The sequence below is a fragment of the Prevotella sp. AM23-5 genome, assembly GCF_003473645.1.
GTDB classification, from domain to species: Bacteria; Bacteroidota; Bacteroidia; order Bacteroidales; family Bacteroidaceae; genus Prevotella; species Prevotella copri_A.
In genome coordinates this window covers 1-18,711 of sequence record NZ_QUCG01000060.1, presented here as the reverse complement: position 1 = coordinate 18,711, position 18,711 = coordinate 1, and the positions used below count along the sequence as shown (strand labels likewise).

The window sequence follows — 18,711 nt, the reverse complement described above, 5'->3', positions numbered from 1 at the left end:
TATTTTACTTTTTCTTTACGAGATACTTCATTCCATCTGCAAATTTCTTGTTCTTCATAATCAGCTTCATCTTCATCTACTGCGCATCGAAAACAAGTAAACTGTCAACTATAAATTGTAAACAGTAAACTCTTATCAATGTTGCCCAAAATTAGCCCCAGCATTTGGGCACTCATTGCCCGTTCTACGGGCACTTGTTGCCCAGCGCTTGTTCTGTGGATGCCCACTTGGTGGGCTGTGGATGCCCATGCGACGGGCATAGTTGGACCCACTAGTGGGAAATACTCAATTATTTGCATGTTTCGTAAACATTTAGAGAATATTGTACCTTTTTCTGAAATTATTTTCGTACTTTTGCAAGCGTATTCACATTATACTACAGCAAGTAATCAAAAATACAAGAAAGTAAACTTAAGATAAGAAAACTATGGATTCATTATTTCTACTTCAGTTTGCATGTTTCATATTCATGCTCATCAATGCCTTCTTCGTGGCACTCTCTCATCTGCATGTAAGATGGGAGAACAAGCGGTATGAGCGTTCACGATGGATGATTGTTGTCGCCTTGATAGGATTGGCGATACAATATGCCGTGCAGATGTTATTTGGATTCCGTGCTATGCACGATGATCTGGGGGCGGTCGTCAACATCCTCATTTATACCCCATGTTTTTCGCTTATCTCCATGGGAATCTACAACATAGAAACCACCCGTGCTAACCTCAGAAAGATGATACTGATGTGCAGTGGTATTTATGCTGCCATCATTGTGGTCTTTTGCGTGGGTATCAGTCTCCATCATAGCCTGTATATCAGAGAAGGGCTTTATCTGATGCTGACTCTGTTTTGCGTAAGTGTTTTCTATTGCATATACATGATTATTCAGGAGATGATTAGGCGTAAAAATATGTTGGAGACAATGGCGGCAACGGATTTGTTGCCTTACGTGAGATATTCGCGTGCAAGTGTCATCATTCTATGGCTCGCAGTTCTCGCTATGCCAGTTGCCATCTTTTCTACTACCTTATTATATATAGTAGGTCCAGCCGTATTGCTTGCCTTGTTGTTCTTCAACCTTACGTTTATCGCTCTCGGCAACAGTTATATTCCAACAGAAGAGCTATTGGATAAAGAAGAGAAAAATCAACGATGTGGGGGGGGGCAGAGAAGGAAAAACCTTTACTGCGATTATCTGAGGAGCGCAGAAACTTTATCCAAAACAGTCTTGACCAATGGTGTATGGATTTGGGCTATAAGGATTGTAATGTAAACATGTTGACGCTTTCTCGTACACTTTGTATATCAAAGAACGAATTGAGCCTGTTTTTCGATCAATGCTTGCATTCTAACTTCCGAATATGGCTCAGCGAGAAACGTCTCAACGCTGCAAAAAAGATGATGTTGGAATATCCAGATTATAGCAACGACATCATTTCAGCCGAGTGTGGATTCTCTTGTCGCACTCATCTTTACCGAATCTTCAAGACAAAAGAAGGCTGTTCTCCTACAGAATGGAGAGACTTCTACTCTACAGAAGTAGCACAAAATGACTCAAATTGAGCATAACCATTTTTTCTTAAAGTACCAAAGAAAAAGCAATTTTTTTATCGAAAAATAGCCAAAAAGGTGTCGCATTCCTAGGAATGCGACACCTTTTTGGTAGGAATGCGACACCTGAACAGGTAAAAACTACACCTTCTTTCGGAGAAATTCACTATATTTGCGACATGAAGGAAATAATAGAAACTATGCCAAGGATAGAATTAGCCCTGATCATCATCGGGGTGTTTGTACTCATATCTTGTATTATCTTCGGATATGCCATGATACATGAGTACAGGATGTATCTTGAGAATCATTGGAAGGCTCGCTATAGCTTTCGTGACTTCATCAAGAGGGAACGCTTTTATATCTTTTTGCTGTTGGCATCCATATTTATCTTGCTGACAAACCTCTTGTATTTCCTGGAGTGAGTTTCGGATAGAATGGATGAATTAGCTTTATGGTGGATACTTGTCCTGTAATTGGAGATAAATCTTTATTTTTACGATAAAAAATGAATGAATGATATGGCAAATTATTTAACAACAAAGAATCGGCTGCTGGTCGCAATACTTGCATTTATTCTTCCTTTTTCTTTTGCGAAAGCAGAAGTAAAAGGAGATGAAAAGAATAGTTCGCAAGGCTGGTACGTCGGTATTGAGGGTGGAATGCCTTTCGGTTTCTCTACTTTCTCAAGTTTCGGACACGACAAGACGCACCTCGGTTGGGCTGCTGGCTTATATGGGGGCTATCGTTTCAACTCCATCTTCTCGGCTGAGTTATCTGCCAAGTATGGAGAGATGAACTTGTCTGCACAAGACTGCTGCGTAGAACGTAACTATTGGTTGGGTAGCGACGGCGTGCTTTACAAGGCAGGTGTCTTAGGCATGGACAGTTGGGAGTATGCCAATCTGAAAAGCCATGTCAGAATGGGACAATATGGGGCAAGAGTGAATATCAATCTCCTTGGGTTGTTCCATCAAACAGCTGACAGCCGATGGGATTTGGCTGTTTCACCTCATATATATGCAGTAACTACCAAGGCTGATATTCAGACTATAGCCGATGAAGCCAAAGTGATGAAAGGTTCAACCAACTGGCATTTGGGTTATGGCGCAGACTTGCAGGTGGGCTATCAACTGACCTCATGCCTGAAATTGGGCATCTATTCCGGTCTGACCCGCCTCACTGGAGAACGTATGGACGGAATGCCAGAGCATCTGCACAAGAACAACTTCGTTTGGGAAAGCGGCATCAGACTGGGCTTCAGCTTCACCAAGGCAAAGAAAAGGAAGATGATGGAAACCTCAACCATTCCTCAGCCGGAAGTTCAGCAACAGCTGACTACCCCAGAGGAGAACACCCAACAGCAAGATACGGCTGCCAAGGTGGATAAGGCAGAAACCATGGTTGCAGAACAAGACATTGCTGAAACCTCAGAGGTGAAATTCCCTGTTATCTACTTCGATTTCAACAGTATCGCCATCAACCCTGACGAGGAATCCAAGCTGAACGAAATCCTCCATATATTAAAGGAGAATCCGGATATGAAGGTGACGGTGACAGGCTGGTGCGACACCAGGGGCAGCGTAGCGGTGAACAGGCGCATTTCTCGCCAGCGAGCAGAAACCCTGAAAGCCTGGCTGGTAAAGAAAGGCATAGCGGCAAGCCGCATTTCGGCTGCAGGTAAGGGAAGCGACGGATCTCGTGAAGCCCAGAAAGCTCGCCGAGTAGAGACTAAAGACAATCATCAGTAACCCATAAAACAAGATAGAAAATGAAAGCAAAAAGAAAATTTAATATTTGGTTATGGGTGCTGTTATGCGTCCCATGCCTGTTGGCAAGTTGCGACCATGATGTTCATGATGGTGAGGATGAAGGCGGTTTGTCAGTATCGCTCACTTGGGCTGATGAAGCCGACCAAGGCACGGAAGTGAAAGACGTGAAGCTCTGGATATTCAATGCCGATGACGGTTCATTAGTAGAGGAAAAACATTATGGCAGTGCGCAGGAGGTGGCAAGCCAACGCTTCGCTCTTCCTGAAGGGCATTATCAGATATTGGCTATTACCAATCTTATAGAGCCATTCTTCACCACTGACCAGACCAGGGCTTTGACCAACTGGAACAATATCCAGATAGGTTTGACCAATCCTAAGGATGTAAGGGACAATGCCTATTTCGGAGTTGCCGATGTGAAGATAGACAATAAGGAAGGCAGCTATGTGGTGCAAAACCCTATGAAGAGCGTGCTTTCGGAACTGACCGTCATCATAGAGAATGTACCTAAAGGCACAGAAATGAGTGGCAAGGCGTTGGATTGTGCCTGGTGTCTGTTCCCTACACAGAAGAACAGTGATGGAGACTACGGTTTGCCGAGCATAAAGCCAACGGAAGTGGAAATACCTACTATCTTGGCTACTGAGTCAACCCTGAAATCGGAAGTCATCCGACTGATGCCGACCATACAGGGAAGCTCATCCTCTCATATCTATCTCCGCCTGCTGCTGCCTAACGGGACCTTGCAGGAGTTTGACATCACTGCTCCTAAGATGAATGTAGGTGGAAAGTATGAACTAAGGTTCAAGTACGAAGAGATGCGGCCGAAGATGAATCTGCAAACAGGCATCAATGGCTGGAATGACCTCAACAAAGAAGTAACAATCAAATAAAAAAAATAACTTTTAAAATATTCATAATATGAAAAAGATGACTAAACTTTTCGTTCTTGTACTCTTGGCTGGTGCAATGGTTTCATGCAATACAGAAGATACAGCTTCTACAACAGCAAATGGTAAGGTTGCCGTACAGTTTACTGGTGGTATCAGCGTAAACACCCGTGCTGCCGGTCAAGCCTGGGCTGATGGTGACAAGATTGGTATCTTTATGATAGAAGCTGGCAAGACACTCTCTGTGGATGTAATCAAAGAGGGAGTTGACAATGTTTGCTATCAGACAAGTGGAAGTAGTGCCTTTTCACCAATTTCTGGAGGTAAGACTATTTTCTTCCCGATAGATGGAGATGTGGACTTCTATTCTTACTATCCACATACTACGGTAAGCGATTACAAGGTGGCACTCAATGTGGCTGACCAGACGAGTCAGGAAGCTATCGACTTCATGTATGCCCAGACTAAAGGATGCCATAAATCAATACCACAGGTAGAACTGAAATTCAACCATATGTTGAGTAACTTGGTTCTGAATGTTCAGCCAGGTAATGGCTTGACGGAAGACGATCTCAATAAATTGAAGGTCACCATTAAAGACCAGAACACCACAGCCACCTTCAATCTGGCAGATGGCGTAATCTCTGGCGAAGGAAATCCTGCCAACATCCAGATGAAAACTGTCAAAGTCGGCAAGAAATACGAAGCCATCCTGCTTCCAACGAAATCAACAACCAGAGAAATTGAGTTTGACTTGGACAATGGGCATGATGCTCCGTTCGTCTGGACTATGGCGACAGACCTCAAGGGCGGTAATTTATACAATTACACCACCGTGAAGCTGACCAGAACTGGCGTGGAACTTTCTGGTACTATCAAACCTTGGAATGAGGTTAAAAACGACAATGAGAATATAGCTAATTAACAGATATTATGAGGATAAGATTTTTTGCACTTGCAGCGCTCGTCCTCTCACTGGCCGCCTGCACGCAGGACGAACTGGCTGACGATAGCCGTCTGTCCAAAGAGGAATACCCAATAGTCATCCATGCCACCGGACTGTCCGTGGAGGCAACGCCTTCAACCCGTACCACCGTGGACGGCGACTGGCAGGGCGTCAATTCCGTGGCACTCAAGATGGGCGATGCGGTAAAGGAATACACCGTTACGACTACGGATGCCGACGGATACAAGAGCGCCACGCTGACCTCCAACGACCCGTACTACTGGACCAGCCGCGACCCGATTACCGTATCGGCATGGTGGCCCTTCAACAATGCCGACATCACACAGATGCCTGCCGTGAAGGTGGCAGAAGACCAAAGCAAACTGGCTGACTTCCAGAACTGCGACTTCATCTCTGCTGAGAACCGGAAGGTGGAATTTAACAACCCGACTCTTGAATTTACCCACCGCACGGCACGCGTGGCAATCGAACTGAAGCCCGGCACGGGATTCACGAGCGTCGCCGGTGCCACGGTGAGCCTCGTGAGCCTGTCCGCCGATAACGGCAACCCGACCGCCATCAAGACTTACAACGCAAGCGGCAACACCTACGAGGCACTGACCGCCCCGCAGACCGTTGCGGCAGGCAAGCCGTTCGTCAAGGTAGAACTCGGCGGCGGCACCTTCTACTTCCGCCCGCAGAACGACGTCGTATTAGAGGCTGGTAACTGCTATAAATATACCGTTAAGGTGAACGCCACCGGCTTGACGTTAGAGGGTTGCACCATCGGCAGCTGGGTTGACGGCGGCGGCGAGAGTGGCGAGGCTGAGGATTTGGGCTACATCTACGACAGCAACACCAAGACCTACACGGTCTATAACGCAGACGGCCTGCTGGCATGGAACGAAGCCTCACAAAAAGATGAATCGATAAATTGCACCCTCACCGCCGACATCGACATGACGGGTAAGGAATGGACACGGTCAGGCATATTTACATTCTACTCCGGCGTCTTTAATGGACAAGGACACCGCATTACAGGATTTAACTCTTCAGCAATGAATAATACTGGATTTTTGGGTTCACTCTTAAGTGAACGTGGAGTGATAAAGAACCTACAACTCATAGATGTGAATCTGTATGGCAGTAGTGGAAATACTGCAGGAATAGTGGGCCGAAATCATGGCCAAATCATTGCCTGCTCTGTGACGGGAAAAATTTCTGCATCATATGGTGGAACTTGTGGTATAGCCGAATCAAATTATGGCGATATCATCGCTTGCTGGTTCGACGGCACATTGAAAGAGTCTAACAATGGAGCTATAGTGCGTTACAACTACAATACTATAACTTCCTGTTATTGGGGAGGCAATGCCGGGCAAGGAGTATTCCGTATTGAAGGAGGAACGGTAGATGCCACGAAGGTGGACGGCGCGACAGTGAAATGGCAGACAGCCGTCGACGGCATGAACACCGCCCTCACCGCTGGCGACTACCAGTGGATACTCGGCACCGACGGTCTGCCCGTATTACAAAAGAGACAATAACGAACCCTAAACAACACGCATCATGAAACGAACAATCATCCATACATCCGCAGCCATCGCCCTGCTGCTCGGCCTTGCCGCCTGCACGCAGGACGAACTTGCCGACGATAACCGTCTGCCCGAAGGAGAATACCCCGTAGTCATCCGTGCCACCGGACTGTCCGTAGAGGCAACGCCGCAGGCAGCCCCATCAACCCGTGCCACCGTGGACGGCGACTGGCAGGGCGTCACTTCCGTGGCACTCAAGACGGGCGATGCGGTAAAGGAATACACCGTAACGGCTTCTACCGATTTCAAGAGTGCCACACTCTCACGCGAGAACGACCCGCACTACTGGACCAGCCGCAACCCGATTACCGTATCGGCATGGTGGCCCTTGGATGATACAGACATCACACAGATGCCTGCCGTGAAGGTGGCCGAAGACCAAAGCAAATTGGCTGACTTCCAGAAAAGCGACTTCATCTCCGCCGAAAACCAGACGGTGAAATTTGACGACCCGACACTTGGATTTACCCACCGCACGGCACGCGTAGCAATCGAACTGAAGCCCGGCACGGGATTCACGAGCGTCGCCGGTGCCACGGTGAGCCTCGTAAGCCTGTCTGCCGATAACGGTAACCCGACCGCCATCAAGACTTACAACGCAAGCGGCAACACCTACGAGGCACTGACCGCCCCGCAGACCGTTGCGGCAGGCAAGCCGTTCGTCAAGGTGGAACTCGGCGGCGGAACCTTCTACTTCCGCCCGCAGAACAACGTCGTATTAGAGGCGGGCAACCGCTATACCTACACCGTCAAGGTGAACGCCACCGGCCTGACGTTAGAGGGCTGCACCATCGGTGACTGGGCTGACGGCGGCGGCGAGAGCGGTGAGGCTGAGGATTTGGGCTATTCTATACAGAACGACGGCAGTTACATGGTCTATAACGCTGACGGTCTGCTGGCATGGAACAAAGCCGTACAAAAAGATGAATCGATAAATTGCACCCTCACCGCCGACATCGACCTGACGGGTAAGGATTGGACACGGATAGGCACCTGGCCAGGTTACTCCGGCATCTTTAATGGGCAGGGACACCGCATTACGGGATTAAACTTTTCTGCAGCGACTACTGAACTTTTTGGGTTATTAAATGAACGTGGAGTGATAAAGAACTTACAACTCATAGATGTGAATCTGTACGGCAATAGTGGATCAGCAGCTGGAATAGTGGAACAAAACAATGGCCAAATCATTGCCTGCTCTGTGACGGGAAAAATTTCTGCATATGGTAGAACTTGTGGTATAGCCGATTTAAATTATGGCAGAATCACCGCTTGCTGGTTCGACGGCACATTGAAAGAGTATGAATCCGGAGCTATAGTGCGTTATAACTACAAAATTATAACTTCCTGTTATTGGGGAGGCAATGTCGGGCAAGGAGTATTCCGTGATCATGGAGAAAAGGTAGATGCCACGAAGGTGGACGGCGCGACAGTGAAATGGCAGACAGCCGTCGACGGCATGAACACCGCCCTCACCGACAATGACTACCAGTGGACACTCGGCACCAACGGTCTGCCCGTACTGCAAAAGAAACAATAACAATCTCTAAACAACACGCATCATGAAACGAACAACCATTCATATATTCGCAGCCATCGCCCTGCTGCTCGGCCTTGCCGCCTGCACGCAGGACGAAGCGGGCTTCCTGCCTGAAGGGGCGGAAGGCACATCCATCGTCTTCACCGCCACGGGGCTGAATCCCGTCGCGACAGCCACCGCCGGCACCCGTGCCCCAGCGGACGGCAATTGGGAGGGTGTGCAGAGCGTGGCAGTCCTGATGGACGGCACGGTGAAGGCATACGACGTGACGCCCTCCACCGCCGACCCCACCTGCGCCACGCTGACCTCTACCGACCCGTACTACTGGACCAACCACAACGACATCACCGTCACAGCGTGGTGGCCCTACACAGCTGGCGAGACAACTCCACCTGCGGTAAAGGTAAAAGCCAACCAAAGTACCCAGAAGGACTTTGAGGGCAGTGACATCATCGTAGCCGACGGACAGACGGTGACCTACGGTAGCCCCACGCTCCGCTTCACCCACCGCACGGCGCGAGTGACCATCGTTCTGACGGACTACACCGAGGGGCTGGCATCCGTGTGGCTGTCGGGTCTCTCCACCGAAGGCGACAACCCGGCTGAAATCACCCCGTATGACAAGGGCAGCAACACCTACACCGCCCTCGTAGCCCCGCAAAGTGTGGCAGCTGGCACGGCCTTCGTTACCTGCACCTTCACTAACGGCAAGACCTTAGTTTATAAGATGAAGAATGCTGCCGACTGGCAGGCTGGCGGTGAATATACCTACACCGTGTCCCTCGCTGCGGAAAAAGGCTATATCATAGAGGACGACGGCAGCTACACCGTGACCTCCGCCGATGGCCTGATGAATATAGCCAAATTAGTGAACGGAGGTAAGACCGACATTAACATTACCCTCACCGCCGACATTGACCTCACAGGCAAAAACTGGACGCCGATAGGCACAAGTTTCAGCAACAAATACACCGGCACCTTCGACGGTGGCGGTCATACCATCAAGGGGCTGACCGTTACGACAAATGACCAATTTGTGGGTCTGTTCGGCTCTATCGGTTATGCCGGTACGGTGAAGAACGTGATGATGGAGGGCGTACAGATAACAACCAATCGCAGTTCGGGCTTTGCCGGCGGTGTGGCAGGATATAGCGATGGCACCATTGAAAACTGCTCGGTGTCGGGCAGCGTCAGCGGCACGGTGTACGTCGGCGGTGTAGTGGGTGCTCAATGGGAAGGTTCCATCACCGGATGCAGCTCCTCGGCCACAGTGAAGGGAACGGTCAATGTCGGCGGCGTGGTAGGTCAGACGAATGGGGGTGCCACCCTGACCGCTTCTTGCTATGCCACAGGCGACGTGACCTTAGAAATAGACCCCAAAAAGAATATCTCTGGCGGCAGTCTGGTGGGATTCAACGGAGGAAGCAGCCTACTTACCTGCTATGCCACGGGCAACGTAACCAGTACAGGTAGTAGCACTGGCAAAGTACATATCAGCGGCTTTTTGGGAGATAACTACACCACCGTGACCGCCTGCTATTGGAAGAACAATCATGAACAAGGTATCGGCTACAATGACAAAGCCACCGAAGCCACGAAGGTGGACGGCTCTGTCGTTACCTGGCAGAAAGCCGTTGATGCCATGAATACCGCCTTGCAGAACGCTGGTTCAAAGTGGCGTTACGAACTTAACGGAACATTGCCTACCTTGAAGAAGCAGTAAACCGTAGGTCTTGACTGTTAATCAGAACGAAGATGGTACAACTATCAATCGGCTGAATAGCGAAGAGTTGGCACATTGGCTTGAGGATTATACACTTGGTGATTTGTGGAAACAAAATATTATGAAAGGAGGTCAGTCAGGTGTGAGAGTTCAGTAAACATGAAAATAGGAGATAAACACTTATGATTAGTGTTTACCTCCTATTAGATTATAATTAGTTGTACTGTTATTGGTGTTGTTGTTGATACTTGCGAGCACCAAAATAGCATTACTTTTATAGTTTATTCTTTTAACAAGTCGTCAAGGAATTCATCGAGGTCGTGATCCAGGTTTTCCATCAGGTCACCACCCAGAATGATGGTATCATCGTCGGCAAGATAGAGTTCGCCGAGGTTTTCCTTGTCGTCATCTTCCAGCACGAAGCTATATGGCTTCAGGATTCCGAGATTATCAACGATCTCAGAATTCTTGCGCAAGGTGTCTCGCAAAATCTTTGCCACCTCATCATAGAAGTTCTCATCCTTGTTGTCTATCCATTGCTCAACTACGCAGCGAGTAATCTCTGTGTCGTCATCGTCAAAGGCTAGGAGTTCACCACTGTCTTGGGAAACTCTTACATGGATGTCGGTCAGCACGGCGTTTTCTTCATTTGAAGGTTGTGCTGGAAACTTTTGAGCTATCTTTTTAATAAAGCGCTCAACTTGCTGAATTGTCATCTGCTCTGTTATTTCCATAATCTTAGTGTTTTCGTGCCTCGACACGCTAGGTGTTGTTGGCTTTCTTGTTTTTTGCAAAGGTACACAAAAAAATGATATAAACAAAGAAGATGGCGAGAAAATTATAAAAAACCTATTTTTATCCGTTTATTTCTGTGTTTTTCTCAGTTTTTATGGTCTAAAATGTAAAATAGAAAACGTTTACGTTTCTTTTGATTAAATAATCTGGTGATTTTGTTTGTCATTTATAAATAATATATTATCTTTGCAAACAAATTAGAATTGCTAACTCTACTTTGCAATAGGCCACCTTAAAATAGGTGCTCTTGTGTAGAAGAGGAAAGGCTAACCTTATGAACAAGATTTGGAAATGAGTAATAAAATAAAGCATAATGGAGTTGTGGATGGAGTAGAAGAGGGCTGTGTGCGCGTGCGCATCCTTCAGTCATCTGCGTGCAGTGCCTGTAAGGTGGCTGCGCATTGCAATGCTTCTGAAACGAAAGAAAAGATTATCGAGGTGCAGGCTGCTGATGCTGTCAAGTATCAGCTGGGTGACTCTGTTGTTGTGGTGGCAGATACGGCTGTTGGCTTCCGTGCCAGCTTGTATGGCTATTTGCTGCCTCTGGTCCTGATGGTTGTGGCTTTGGTTGCCGTACTGAAGATTACGCAATCAGAGGGATATGCCGCTGTGTCTGCCTTGGGGATATTGATACCTTATTATATAGGGCTTTATCTCTTGAGAAACAAACTACGAAACAAATTAAGTTTTAGTCTTGAACCCTGCAGCTGGGAATGATTTCCCAGCTTTTCAGGCTTGAATACAAGATGTTGGCTTATATGGAAATAACTAGAAATATTAACAAAACAAATACAAACTATTATGGATTTAATTTTGAGTGCTGTCTTGGTACTCGGTGTCATTGCGCTGATTGCAGCGTTGGTGCTCTTCGGAGTATCTAAGAAGTTTGCCGTCGAAGAAGACCCTCGACTGGGACAGGTAGGAGAACTCCTTCCGGGTGCCAACTGTGGTGGTTGCGGTTTTGCCGGATGTTCCGGTATGGCTGCAGCGCTGGTCAAGGGTGCTGATGCCGGTAGCATCGATGGACTGATGTGTCCTGTAGGTGGTGCCGACGTGATGGGCAAGGTGGCTGATCTCCTGGGGCTGGCTGTGGCTAACACAGAGGCTAAGGTGGCAGTGGTTCGTTGTAATGGCTCTTGCGAGCATCGTCCTCGCATTGCCGAGTATGATGGTTTGCACACTTGTGCTGCTATGAACTCCTGTGGCGCTGGTGAAACCGGCTGCGGATTCGGCTGTCTGGGTTGTGGCGATTGCGTGGCTGCCTGCCAGTTTGGTGCCATCTCTATCAATCCTGAGACGGGTCTTCCTGAGGTTGATGAGGAGAAGTGTACGGGTTGTGGTGCGTGCGCCAAGGCTTGTCCACGTCACATCATCGAGCTTCGAAAGAAGGGTCCTAAGGGTCGCCGTGTTTACGTGCAGTGCGTGAACCACGACAAGGGTGCTGTGGCTAAGAAGGCTTGTAGCGTTGCTTGCATCGGATTCGGTAAGTGTCAGAAAGTCTGCAAGTTTGATGCTATCACCATCGAAAACAATGTGGCTTATGTTGACTTCAACAAGTGCCGCATGTGTACCAAGTGTGTTGACGAATGCCCAACCGGTGCTCTCGTAAAAGTTAATTTCCCAGTTAAGAAGGCAAAGCCAGCTGCTGAGACTGCTCCTGTAGCAGAAGCTCCGGTTGCTGCACCAAAGGCAGAGGCTCCAGTAGCTGCTCCAAAGGTAGAAACTTCAGAAGAAAAGAAGGAGGACTAAATCATGAATTTGAGAACTTTTAGAATTGGTGGAGTTCACCCAGAAGAGAATAAGATTACTGCCGAGATGGCTACTCAGGTAGCTCCTCTCCCTAAGCAGGCGATTTTCCCACTTGGTCAGCACATCGGTGCTCCTGCCAAGCCTGTAGTTGCCAAGGGCGACAAGGTGAAGGTGGGTACACTCATCGCTGAGGCGGGTGGTTTTGTGAGTGCTCCTATTTACAGTTCCGTATCAGGAACCGTGTTCAAGGTAGATACATCTATTGATGCTACCGGTTATCGCAAGCCTTGCATTATCATTAATGTAGAGGGCGACGAGTGGGAGGAGAGCATCGACCGCTCTGATAAACTCGAGACTCTGGAGGCTCATGACGAGTTGACTCCAGAAGAGATTGTCAGCCGTATCAAGGTGGCTGGTGTCACTGGTATGGGTGGTGCTGGTTTCCCTACCTTCATCAAGCTTTGTCCTCCTCCTGGTGCCAAGGCTGAGTGTGTCATCATCAACGGTGTAGAGTGCGAGCCTTATATCACAGCCGACTATCGCCTGATGATGGAGCATGCCGATGAGATTCTCGTTGGCTTGAACCTTCTGATGAAGGCGGCTAAGGTAGAGAAGGGCTACATTGGTATCGAGGACAACAAGCCTGCTGCCATCAAACTCTTCGAGGAAAAGACAGCCAATGACTCCCGTATCGAGATCGTTCCTCTGGCTAAGAAGTATCCTCAGGGAGGTGAGAAGCAGTTGGTGGACGCCGTTATCCGCCGACAGGTTCCTGCTCCTCCAGCTATCCCGGTCAACGTTGGAGCAATAGTTCAGAATGTAGGTACTGCCTTTGCTGTTTATCAGGCAGTTATGAAGAACAAGCCTCTCTTCGAACGCTATACCACCGTTACCGGTAAGCAGGTGAAGAATCCTGGTAACTTCCTCGTGCGTATGGGAACCCCATTCTCTCAGATGATTGAGAATTGTGGCGGTTTGCCTGAGGGCGACAACAAGGTATTGGCTGGTGGTCCGATGATGGGTAAGGCTGTGATCAGTCTCGATGTTCCTGTAACCAAGGGTACCAACTCCATCACTATACTGACCGATGCCGATGCTCACCGCAAGAAGGCTCAGCCATGTATCCGCTGTGCCAAGTGTGTGGATGCCTGCCCAATGGGCTTGGAGCCATACTTGCTTGCTACCCTGAGCGTAGTGAAGGATTATGAACGCCTGGAGGCAGAGGAGGTAACATCCTGCATTGCCTGCGGTTCATGCCAGTTTACCTGTCCATCTCATCGTCCTATCCTCGATAACATCATCAATGGTAAGGCAGCGGTGATGGGCATCATCAGAGCACGAAGTGCCAAGAAGTAAAGAATAAAAGTAAAAACAATCCAAATACTTAATTAAGTAAAATGGGAAAATTAATCGTTTCATTATCGCCACATGCCCACGGAAATGAGAGCGTGGAGAAGAACATGTACGGAGTGATCATCGCTCTCGTGCCTGCCATCCTCGCATCTTTCTATTTCTTCGGCTTGGGTTCAGCAGTCGTACTGCTCACCTCTGTGGCAGCCTGCGTCTTCTTTGAGTGGGCAATTACAAAATATCTCCTGAAGGAGGAGACCAGCTTGCTCGATGGTTCTGCCATCATCACCGGTCTCTTGCTCGGCATGAATTTGCCAAGTAACCTTCCTCTCTGGATCATCATCATCGGTGCCCTGTTTGCCATCGGTGTGGGTAAGATGAGCTTCGGCGGTCTGGGTAACAATCCTTTCAATCCTGCTTTGGTGGGCCGTTGCTTCCTGCTCGTCAGCTTCCCTGCTCAGATGACTTCATGGCCAGTGGCAGGCCAGATGCTCAGCTATACCGATGCAACAACTGGTGCTACACCGCTGGCTATCATGAAGACAGCCATCAAGACTGGCGATGCTTCTCTCCTGAATCAGTTGCCTGATTCCATGAGTCTGCTCTTCGGTGCTACTGGCGATACCTTCGGAGCCGGTACTACCGGTGAGGTTTGTGCATTCGCCCTCTTGCTCGGTTTGGCTTACATGCTCTGGAAAAAGGTTATTACCTGGCATATTCCAGTCAGCATCATCGCTACCGTATTCGTTTTCAGTGGTTTGATGCATTTGGCTAATCCTGTTTATGCCAATCCTCTGGCTGTCATTTTCAGTGGTGGTTTGATGCTCGGTGCCATCTTCATGGCTACCGATTACGTAACATCACCAATGACTCACAAGGGTATGCTCATCTACGGTGTCTGCATCGGTCTTCTCACCGTCATCATCCGTAACTGGGGTAGCTATCCAGAAGGTATGTCGTTCGCCATTCTTATCATGAATGCGTTCACACCTCTTATTAACACATACGTTAAACCAAAGCGCTTCGGTGAGAAGCCAGCTAAGAAATAAGGAGGATTGAGACATGCAGAAATTAGAATCATCATTAAAGAACATGGTTTTGGTGCTTGTAGGTGTAGCGCTCGTTGTGGGGGCAGTACTGGCTTGTATCAACAACCTTACTTCAGGTCCTATCGCAGAGAAGGCTGCCCAGAGTCTGGCTACCGGTATCAAGAGCGTGATGGGTACTGAAGACCTCCAGGTGGCAGAGCCTGAAGAGGTGAAGCAGGAGTTTGGCGGCAAGGAGTTTACCTTTATCCTCCACAAGTGCTCTGACAAGAGCGGCAAGGAGTTGGGTGCTGCCGTAGAAAGTACTACCGGCGGTTTCGGTGGCGACTTGAAGGTGCTCGTAGGTTTCGATACCGAGGGCAAGATCATGGGTTACACCATCCTTCAGGCTTCAGAGACTCCAGGTCTGGGTGCCAAGGCAACCACCTGGTTCCAGAAAGACGGAAAGGGTAGCATCATTGGTATGACTCCAAAGGATGGCGACCTCCACGTAAGCAAGGACGATAAGGGTGGCAATGCAGTAGATGCCATCACCGCATCAACCATCACCAGCCGTGCCTTCCTCAAGGCTATCAATCAGGCTTATGCTGCCTATGCAGGTAAGAGTGTAGATGGCGAGAGTGGTGCATCTCAGAAAGCTGATGCTGAGAGCGGTGCATCTAAAGTTGAACATAACGAAAAGAAAGGATAAGCCGATATGAGTAATATGAAAATTTTGATGAACGGACTCATCAAGGAGAACCCTACCTTCGTGTTGCTCCTCGGTATGTGTCCTACCTTGGCTACAACAACCAGTGCCATCAATGGTCTTTCCATGGGATTGGCTACCATGGCAGTATTGGTTTGTACCAACTTTGTGATTTCATGTATCAAGAAGATTACCCCGGATATGGTTCGCATCCCTGTTTTCATCGTCGTGATTGCAGCCTTCGTAACCATCCTTCAGATGCTGATGAGCGCCTATGCTCCTGACAGCATCAACCAGGCTCTGGGTATCTACATCCCATTGATTGTTGTAAACTGTATCATCCTGGGTAGAGCAGAGAGCTTTGCTGCCAAGAACTCACCGATTGCCAGTCTCTTTGATGGCATTGGTTGCGGTTTGGGTTTCACCCTTGCCTTGACCATCTTGGGTGCAGCCCGTGAGATTCTTGGTGCAGGAAGCGTATTCGGTATCACTCTGTTGCCAGAGACAACCAATATTCTGATGTTCATCCTGCCTCCTGGAGCATTCCTCACGTTGGGATACATCATTGCGATATTTAATAAGGTTAAGAAGTAAGCGTAGGCATCGCTTCAGTCAATGAAATAGAATAGAAATTATGGAATATTTATTGATATTTATCTCTGCGATATTCGTCAACAACATCGTCTTGTCGCAGTTCCTCGGTATCTGTCCGTTCCTGGGCGTATCGAAGAAAGTTGATACAGCAATTGGTATGGGTGGTGCCATCGCCTTCGTCTTGACCTTGGCAACCATCATTACCTGGTGTGTTCAGAAGTATGTACTCGATCCGTTCGGATTGCAATATCTCCAGACCCTGGCGTTCATCCTCGTGATTGCTGCCTTGGTTCAGATGGTAGAGATTATCCTCAAGAAGGTTTCTCCTGCGCTTTATCAGGCGCTCGGCATCTTCCTGCCTTTGATTACTACCAACTGTGCTGTGCTGGGTGTAGCTATCCTGGTTATCCAGAAGGACTACAATCTCTTGGAGAGTGTGGTTTATGCGTTCTCTACAGCCCTCGGCTTTGCCCTGGCTCTCATCGTTTTCGCTGGCATTCGTGAGCAGCAGGCTTTGGTTCGCATTCCTAAGGGTATGCAGGGCGTAGCCATCGTCATGGTTACAGCCGCTCTCCTCAGCCTTGCTTTCATGGGCTTCTCTGGTGTAGATGGTGGCTTGAAGGCTTTGTTCGGATTGGAGTAAAAAGATAGTATTAGTTAGTTAAAACGCCCTGAGAGGGCAAAAGCATTATATATGGTTGATGCTTTTGCGCTTTCAGGGCGTTTTTTATTGGCTGCTTTTCCAGCCTACCAGTCTGTCGGTTCTATCTCCCGTGCCTCGATAATAGATGAGGGCATCATAGCGGTTGGTAGTCTGGAAGAAGTTACCCTCCGTACTCACGGGTTGCGTACTGCCGTCGCTTTTGAGCACCAGATACTGGTAGCTGTAATAACCTTGCTTGAGCAGCACGGTGGCGTGATAGCTGTGGTCGGCTTCGTTGTATTCCATCCGATAGGTAGGCGAAAAGCGGTCGTAGGTCCAGTCTGCATTCAGATATACGTCACCTGGCTGGCGATTGGTCTGTAGCCGGAAATGTACCGGTGCATACTCGCAGGTGAAATGATTATCCTCGTTATCGCTGTTGCGCACGTAGAAGGAGCCTTTGGCGCTCTCATCGTGTACGTAGTTGGGGCGAGGAATGTCGGGCATTACATAGACCTGGTATTCTTCTCCATCCCATTTTATCTCGTCTATTCCCATCGTAGGATGATCCATGTCGAGCAGTTCGAATTTTCGGTATTCATTTCCTGCATCGAATATCAGATGGCGATTGTGCTGCCATTGCAGCCCCTCTGCGCTGATATAGTCAGGTTTGGCATTCCATACTGCCTGATCCCAACGTCCGTTCTGCAGCACCACGGTTTTGATTTGCTGTGAGGGGTTGGTTACCTTTAGGTTGCCGTAGTTCACATTCATACTTACCTGCTGATGCTGCTTGTTGATATCGATGTCAGTATTCGAAGAATATCCGATGGCAACCTGCACCTGTGGCTCTACTACCATAAAGCAGGCGGTGAGTATCTTTCTGCCGTCCTTATCGGTAGCTTCATCCTCTTGGTTGTTCGTCTCTGCGTTGTCATCGTAGATGGTGAGCTTGTAGTTTCCGCTCATGGTGATGTGGCAGTTCTCGTTGGGGATTGTGAGATGATAGTGGGTGTAGAGATAGTTGGTGTTGAGCGATTGTTCGATGTTGTCGATGGCTTGCTCGTGGTTCCATCCCTTCAGATAGTCGGTCTCGAAGAGTCCCTGAGAAACCTTCCAGTCGGCATCGCAATGTTCTATCCTGTAGGTGTATCGATGATAATCGTGGGTCATGTCATCGAAGTCGATGTGGATGGGTTGCCCGTTCAGCAAAGTGATGGGAAGGGCTTGCCAGTCGGTGCCCGCCACCACCTGTAGGGTAGCGATGCGCTGACAGTATATCTCGTGTCTCTGCGCCCGTGAGGGCAGAGCAGCGAGGGCGAGAAGTATATGGAGAGTCAATATCTTTTTCATGCTTGTAAAGATACGGTAAAAAGGGGGAATGTAGTCGATAGGGGAATCGAACCCCTATGCCAAGATTGAGAATCTTGTATCCTAACCATTAGATGAATCGACCAACGGTGCAATTTTGAATAATGCTTGCGGAAGGTGGGGGATTCGAACCCCCGGTACGGTAACCCGCACGTCAGTTTAGCAAACTGGTGGTTTCAGCCACTCACCCAACCTTCCTGTTGGATTCATTTCTGAATCATCAAGCATCGTTCTCAAATGCGATTGCAAAGGTACAACTTTTTTTTGGTTCCACCAAATTTTTCCTTTACTTTTTTTGCTTTTATGATGGGTAATTGTCATTTATCCACAACGGCGATAGCGTTACCTGCGTAGGGATAAAAAAATAACTTGCAGTAGTCTTTTCGACTAATTGCAAGCTTACTAACAATAACCAATACATGAAAAACACTTGGTAGTCGATAGGGGAATCGAACCCCTAT

The 18,711-nt window shown here is 48.4% G+C and carries 17 protein-coding genes and 2 tRNA genes; 15 read left to right on the top strand and 4 right to left on the bottom strand.

Annotation, left to right across the window (positions count from 1 at the left end):
* Positions 1 to 427 precede the first annotated feature (427 nt).
* The 8 genes from DW657_RS13235 (at position 428) to DW657_RS13195 (ending at position 10,014) form a co-directional block, all read left to right on the top strand.
* Complete coding sequence (locus DW657_RS13235; RefSeq protein WP_233547037.1) at positions 428 to 1,270, top strand: hypothetical protein; 843 nt, start codon at positions 428 to 430, stop codon at positions 1,268 to 1,270.
* Positions 1,240 to 1,560 carry a helix-turn-helix domain-containing protein gene (locus tag DW657_RS13230; protein WP_369973479.1) on the top strand — a complete coding sequence of 107 codons (321 nt, stop codon included), beginning with the start codon at positions 1,240 to 1,242 and terminating at the stop codon, positions 1,558 to 1,560. The genes DW657_RS13235 and DW657_RS13230 overlap by 31 nt, the downstream gene beginning before the upstream one ends.
* 509 nt (positions 1,561 to 2,069) lie before the next feature.
* Positions 2,070 to 3,299, top strand: a complete 1,230-nt coding sequence (locus DW657_RS13220) for an OmpA family protein (protein ID WP_158577379.1) — start codon at positions 2,070 to 2,072, stop codon at positions 3,297 to 3,299.
* Between the two features lie 20 nt (positions 3,300 to 3,319).
* On the top strand, positions 3,320 to 4,213 hold the full coding sequence (locus tag DW657_RS13215; protein ID WP_118312918.1) for a FimB/Mfa2 family fimbrial subunit: 894 nt from the start codon (positions 3,320 to 3,322) through the stop codon (positions 4,211 to 4,213).
* A 28-nt stretch (positions 4,214 to 4,241) separates the two neighbouring features.
* Positions 4,242 to 5,135, top strand: a complete 894-nt coding sequence (locus DW657_RS13210; protein WP_118312916.1) for a fimbrillin family protein — start codon at positions 4,242 to 4,244, stop codon at positions 5,133 to 5,135.
* Between the two features lie 8 nt (positions 5,136 to 5,143).
* Entirely contained in the window at positions 5,144 to 6,703 is a 1,560-nt protein-coding gene (locus DW657_RS13205) for a fimbrillin family protein (RefSeq protein WP_118312914.1), read from the top strand.
* Positions 6,704 to 6,725: 22 nt separating this feature from the next.
* On the top strand, positions 6,726 to 8,291 hold the full coding sequence (locus DW657_RS13200; protein ID WP_118312913.1) for a fimbrillin family protein: 1,566 nt from the start codon (positions 6,726 to 6,728) through the stop codon (positions 8,289 to 8,291).
* A 22-nt stretch (positions 8,292 to 8,313) separates the two neighbouring features.
* Entirely contained in the window at positions 8,314 to 10,014 is a 1,701-nt protein-coding gene (locus DW657_RS13195) for a fimbrillin family protein (RefSeq protein ID WP_118312911.1), read from the top strand.
* Positions 10,015 to 10,295: 281 nt separating this feature from the next.
* Here the strand turns inward: DW657_RS13195 and DW657_RS13190 are convergent, their stop codons facing one another.
* On the bottom strand, positions 10,296 to 10,748 hold the full coding sequence (locus DW657_RS13190) for a hypothetical protein (RefSeq protein WP_089542819.1): 453 nt from the start codon (positions 10,746 to 10,748) through the stop codon (positions 10,296 to 10,298).
* A 352-nt stretch (positions 10,749 to 11,100) separates the two neighbouring features.
* Between DW657_RS13190 and DW657_RS13185 the strand changes: the two genes are divergently transcribed.
* The 7 genes from DW657_RS13185 (at position 11,101) to rsxA (ending at position 16,879) form a co-directional block, all read left to right on the top strand.
* Positions 11,101 to 11,526, top strand: coding sequence for a SoxR reducing system RseC family protein (locus tag DW657_RS13185; protein WP_118312909.1), 426 nt, complete (start codon positions 11,101 to 11,103; stop codon positions 11,524 to 11,526).
* 84 nt (positions 11,527 to 11,610) lie between these two features.
* The gene (locus DW657_RS13180; protein ID WP_118312907.1) at positions 11,611 to 12,558 is read left to right on the top strand and encodes a Fe-S cluster domain-containing protein; all 948 of its coding nucleotides are present in this window, start codon (positions 11,611 to 11,613) and stop codon (positions 12,556 to 12,558) included.
* A gap of 3 nt (positions 12,559 to 12,561) precedes the next feature.
* Positions 12,562 to 13,914, top strand: coding sequence for an electron transport complex subunit RsxC (gene rsxC / locus DW657_RS13175; protein WP_118312905.1), 1,353 nt, complete (start codon positions 12,562 to 12,564; stop codon positions 13,912 to 13,914).
* Positions 13,915 to 13,955: 41 nt separating this feature from the next.
* Positions 13,956 to 14,957 carry an RnfABCDGE type electron transport complex subunit D gene (locus tag DW657_RS13170; protein ID WP_089542707.1) on the top strand — a complete coding sequence of 334 codons (1,002 nt, stop codon included), beginning with the start codon at positions 13,956 to 13,958 and terminating at the stop codon, positions 14,955 to 14,957.
* A 13-nt stretch (positions 14,958 to 14,970) separates the two neighbouring features.
* The gene (locus tag DW657_RS13165; protein ID WP_118312903.1) at positions 14,971 to 15,645 is read left to right on the top strand and encodes an RnfABCDGE type electron transport complex subunit G; all 675 of its coding nucleotides are present in this window, start codon (positions 14,971 to 14,973) and stop codon (positions 15,643 to 15,645) included.
* 6 nt (positions 15,646 to 15,651) lie between these two features.
* The gene (rsxE, locus tag DW657_RS13160) at positions 15,652 to 16,236 is read left to right on the top strand and encodes an electron transport complex subunit RsxE (RefSeq protein ID WP_118312902.1); all 585 of its coding nucleotides are present in this window, start codon (positions 15,652 to 15,654) and stop codon (positions 16,234 to 16,236) included.
* 40 nt (positions 16,237 to 16,276) lie between these two features.
* Positions 16,277 to 16,879 (top strand): electron transport complex subunit RsxA, encoded by a 603-nt coding sequence (gene rsxA, locus DW657_RS13155; RefSeq protein WP_089542704.1) that lies wholly within the window; start codon positions 16,277 to 16,279, stop codon positions 16,877 to 16,879.
* An 84-nt stretch (positions 16,880 to 16,963) separates the two neighbouring features.
* On the opposite strand, the gene DW657_RS13150 is transcribed toward rsxA, so the two are convergent.
* From DW657_RS13150 to DW657_RS13140, 3 genes are all read right to left on the bottom strand, one after another.
* A complete protein-coding gene (locus DW657_RS13150; protein ID WP_118312900.1) occupies positions 16,964 to 18,232 on the bottom strand; it encodes a DUF5103 domain-containing protein in 1,269 nt (422 codons plus the stop codon).
* A gap of 31 nt (positions 18,233 to 18,263) precedes the next feature.
* Positions 18,264 to 18,335 (bottom strand) — tRNA-Glu (locus tag DW657_RS13145).
* A 26-nt stretch (positions 18,336 to 18,361) separates the two neighbouring features.
* Positions 18,362 to 18,448: transfer RNA gene (locus DW657_RS13140), tRNA-Ser, on the bottom strand.
* Positions 18,449 to 18,711 lie beyond the last annotated feature (263 nt).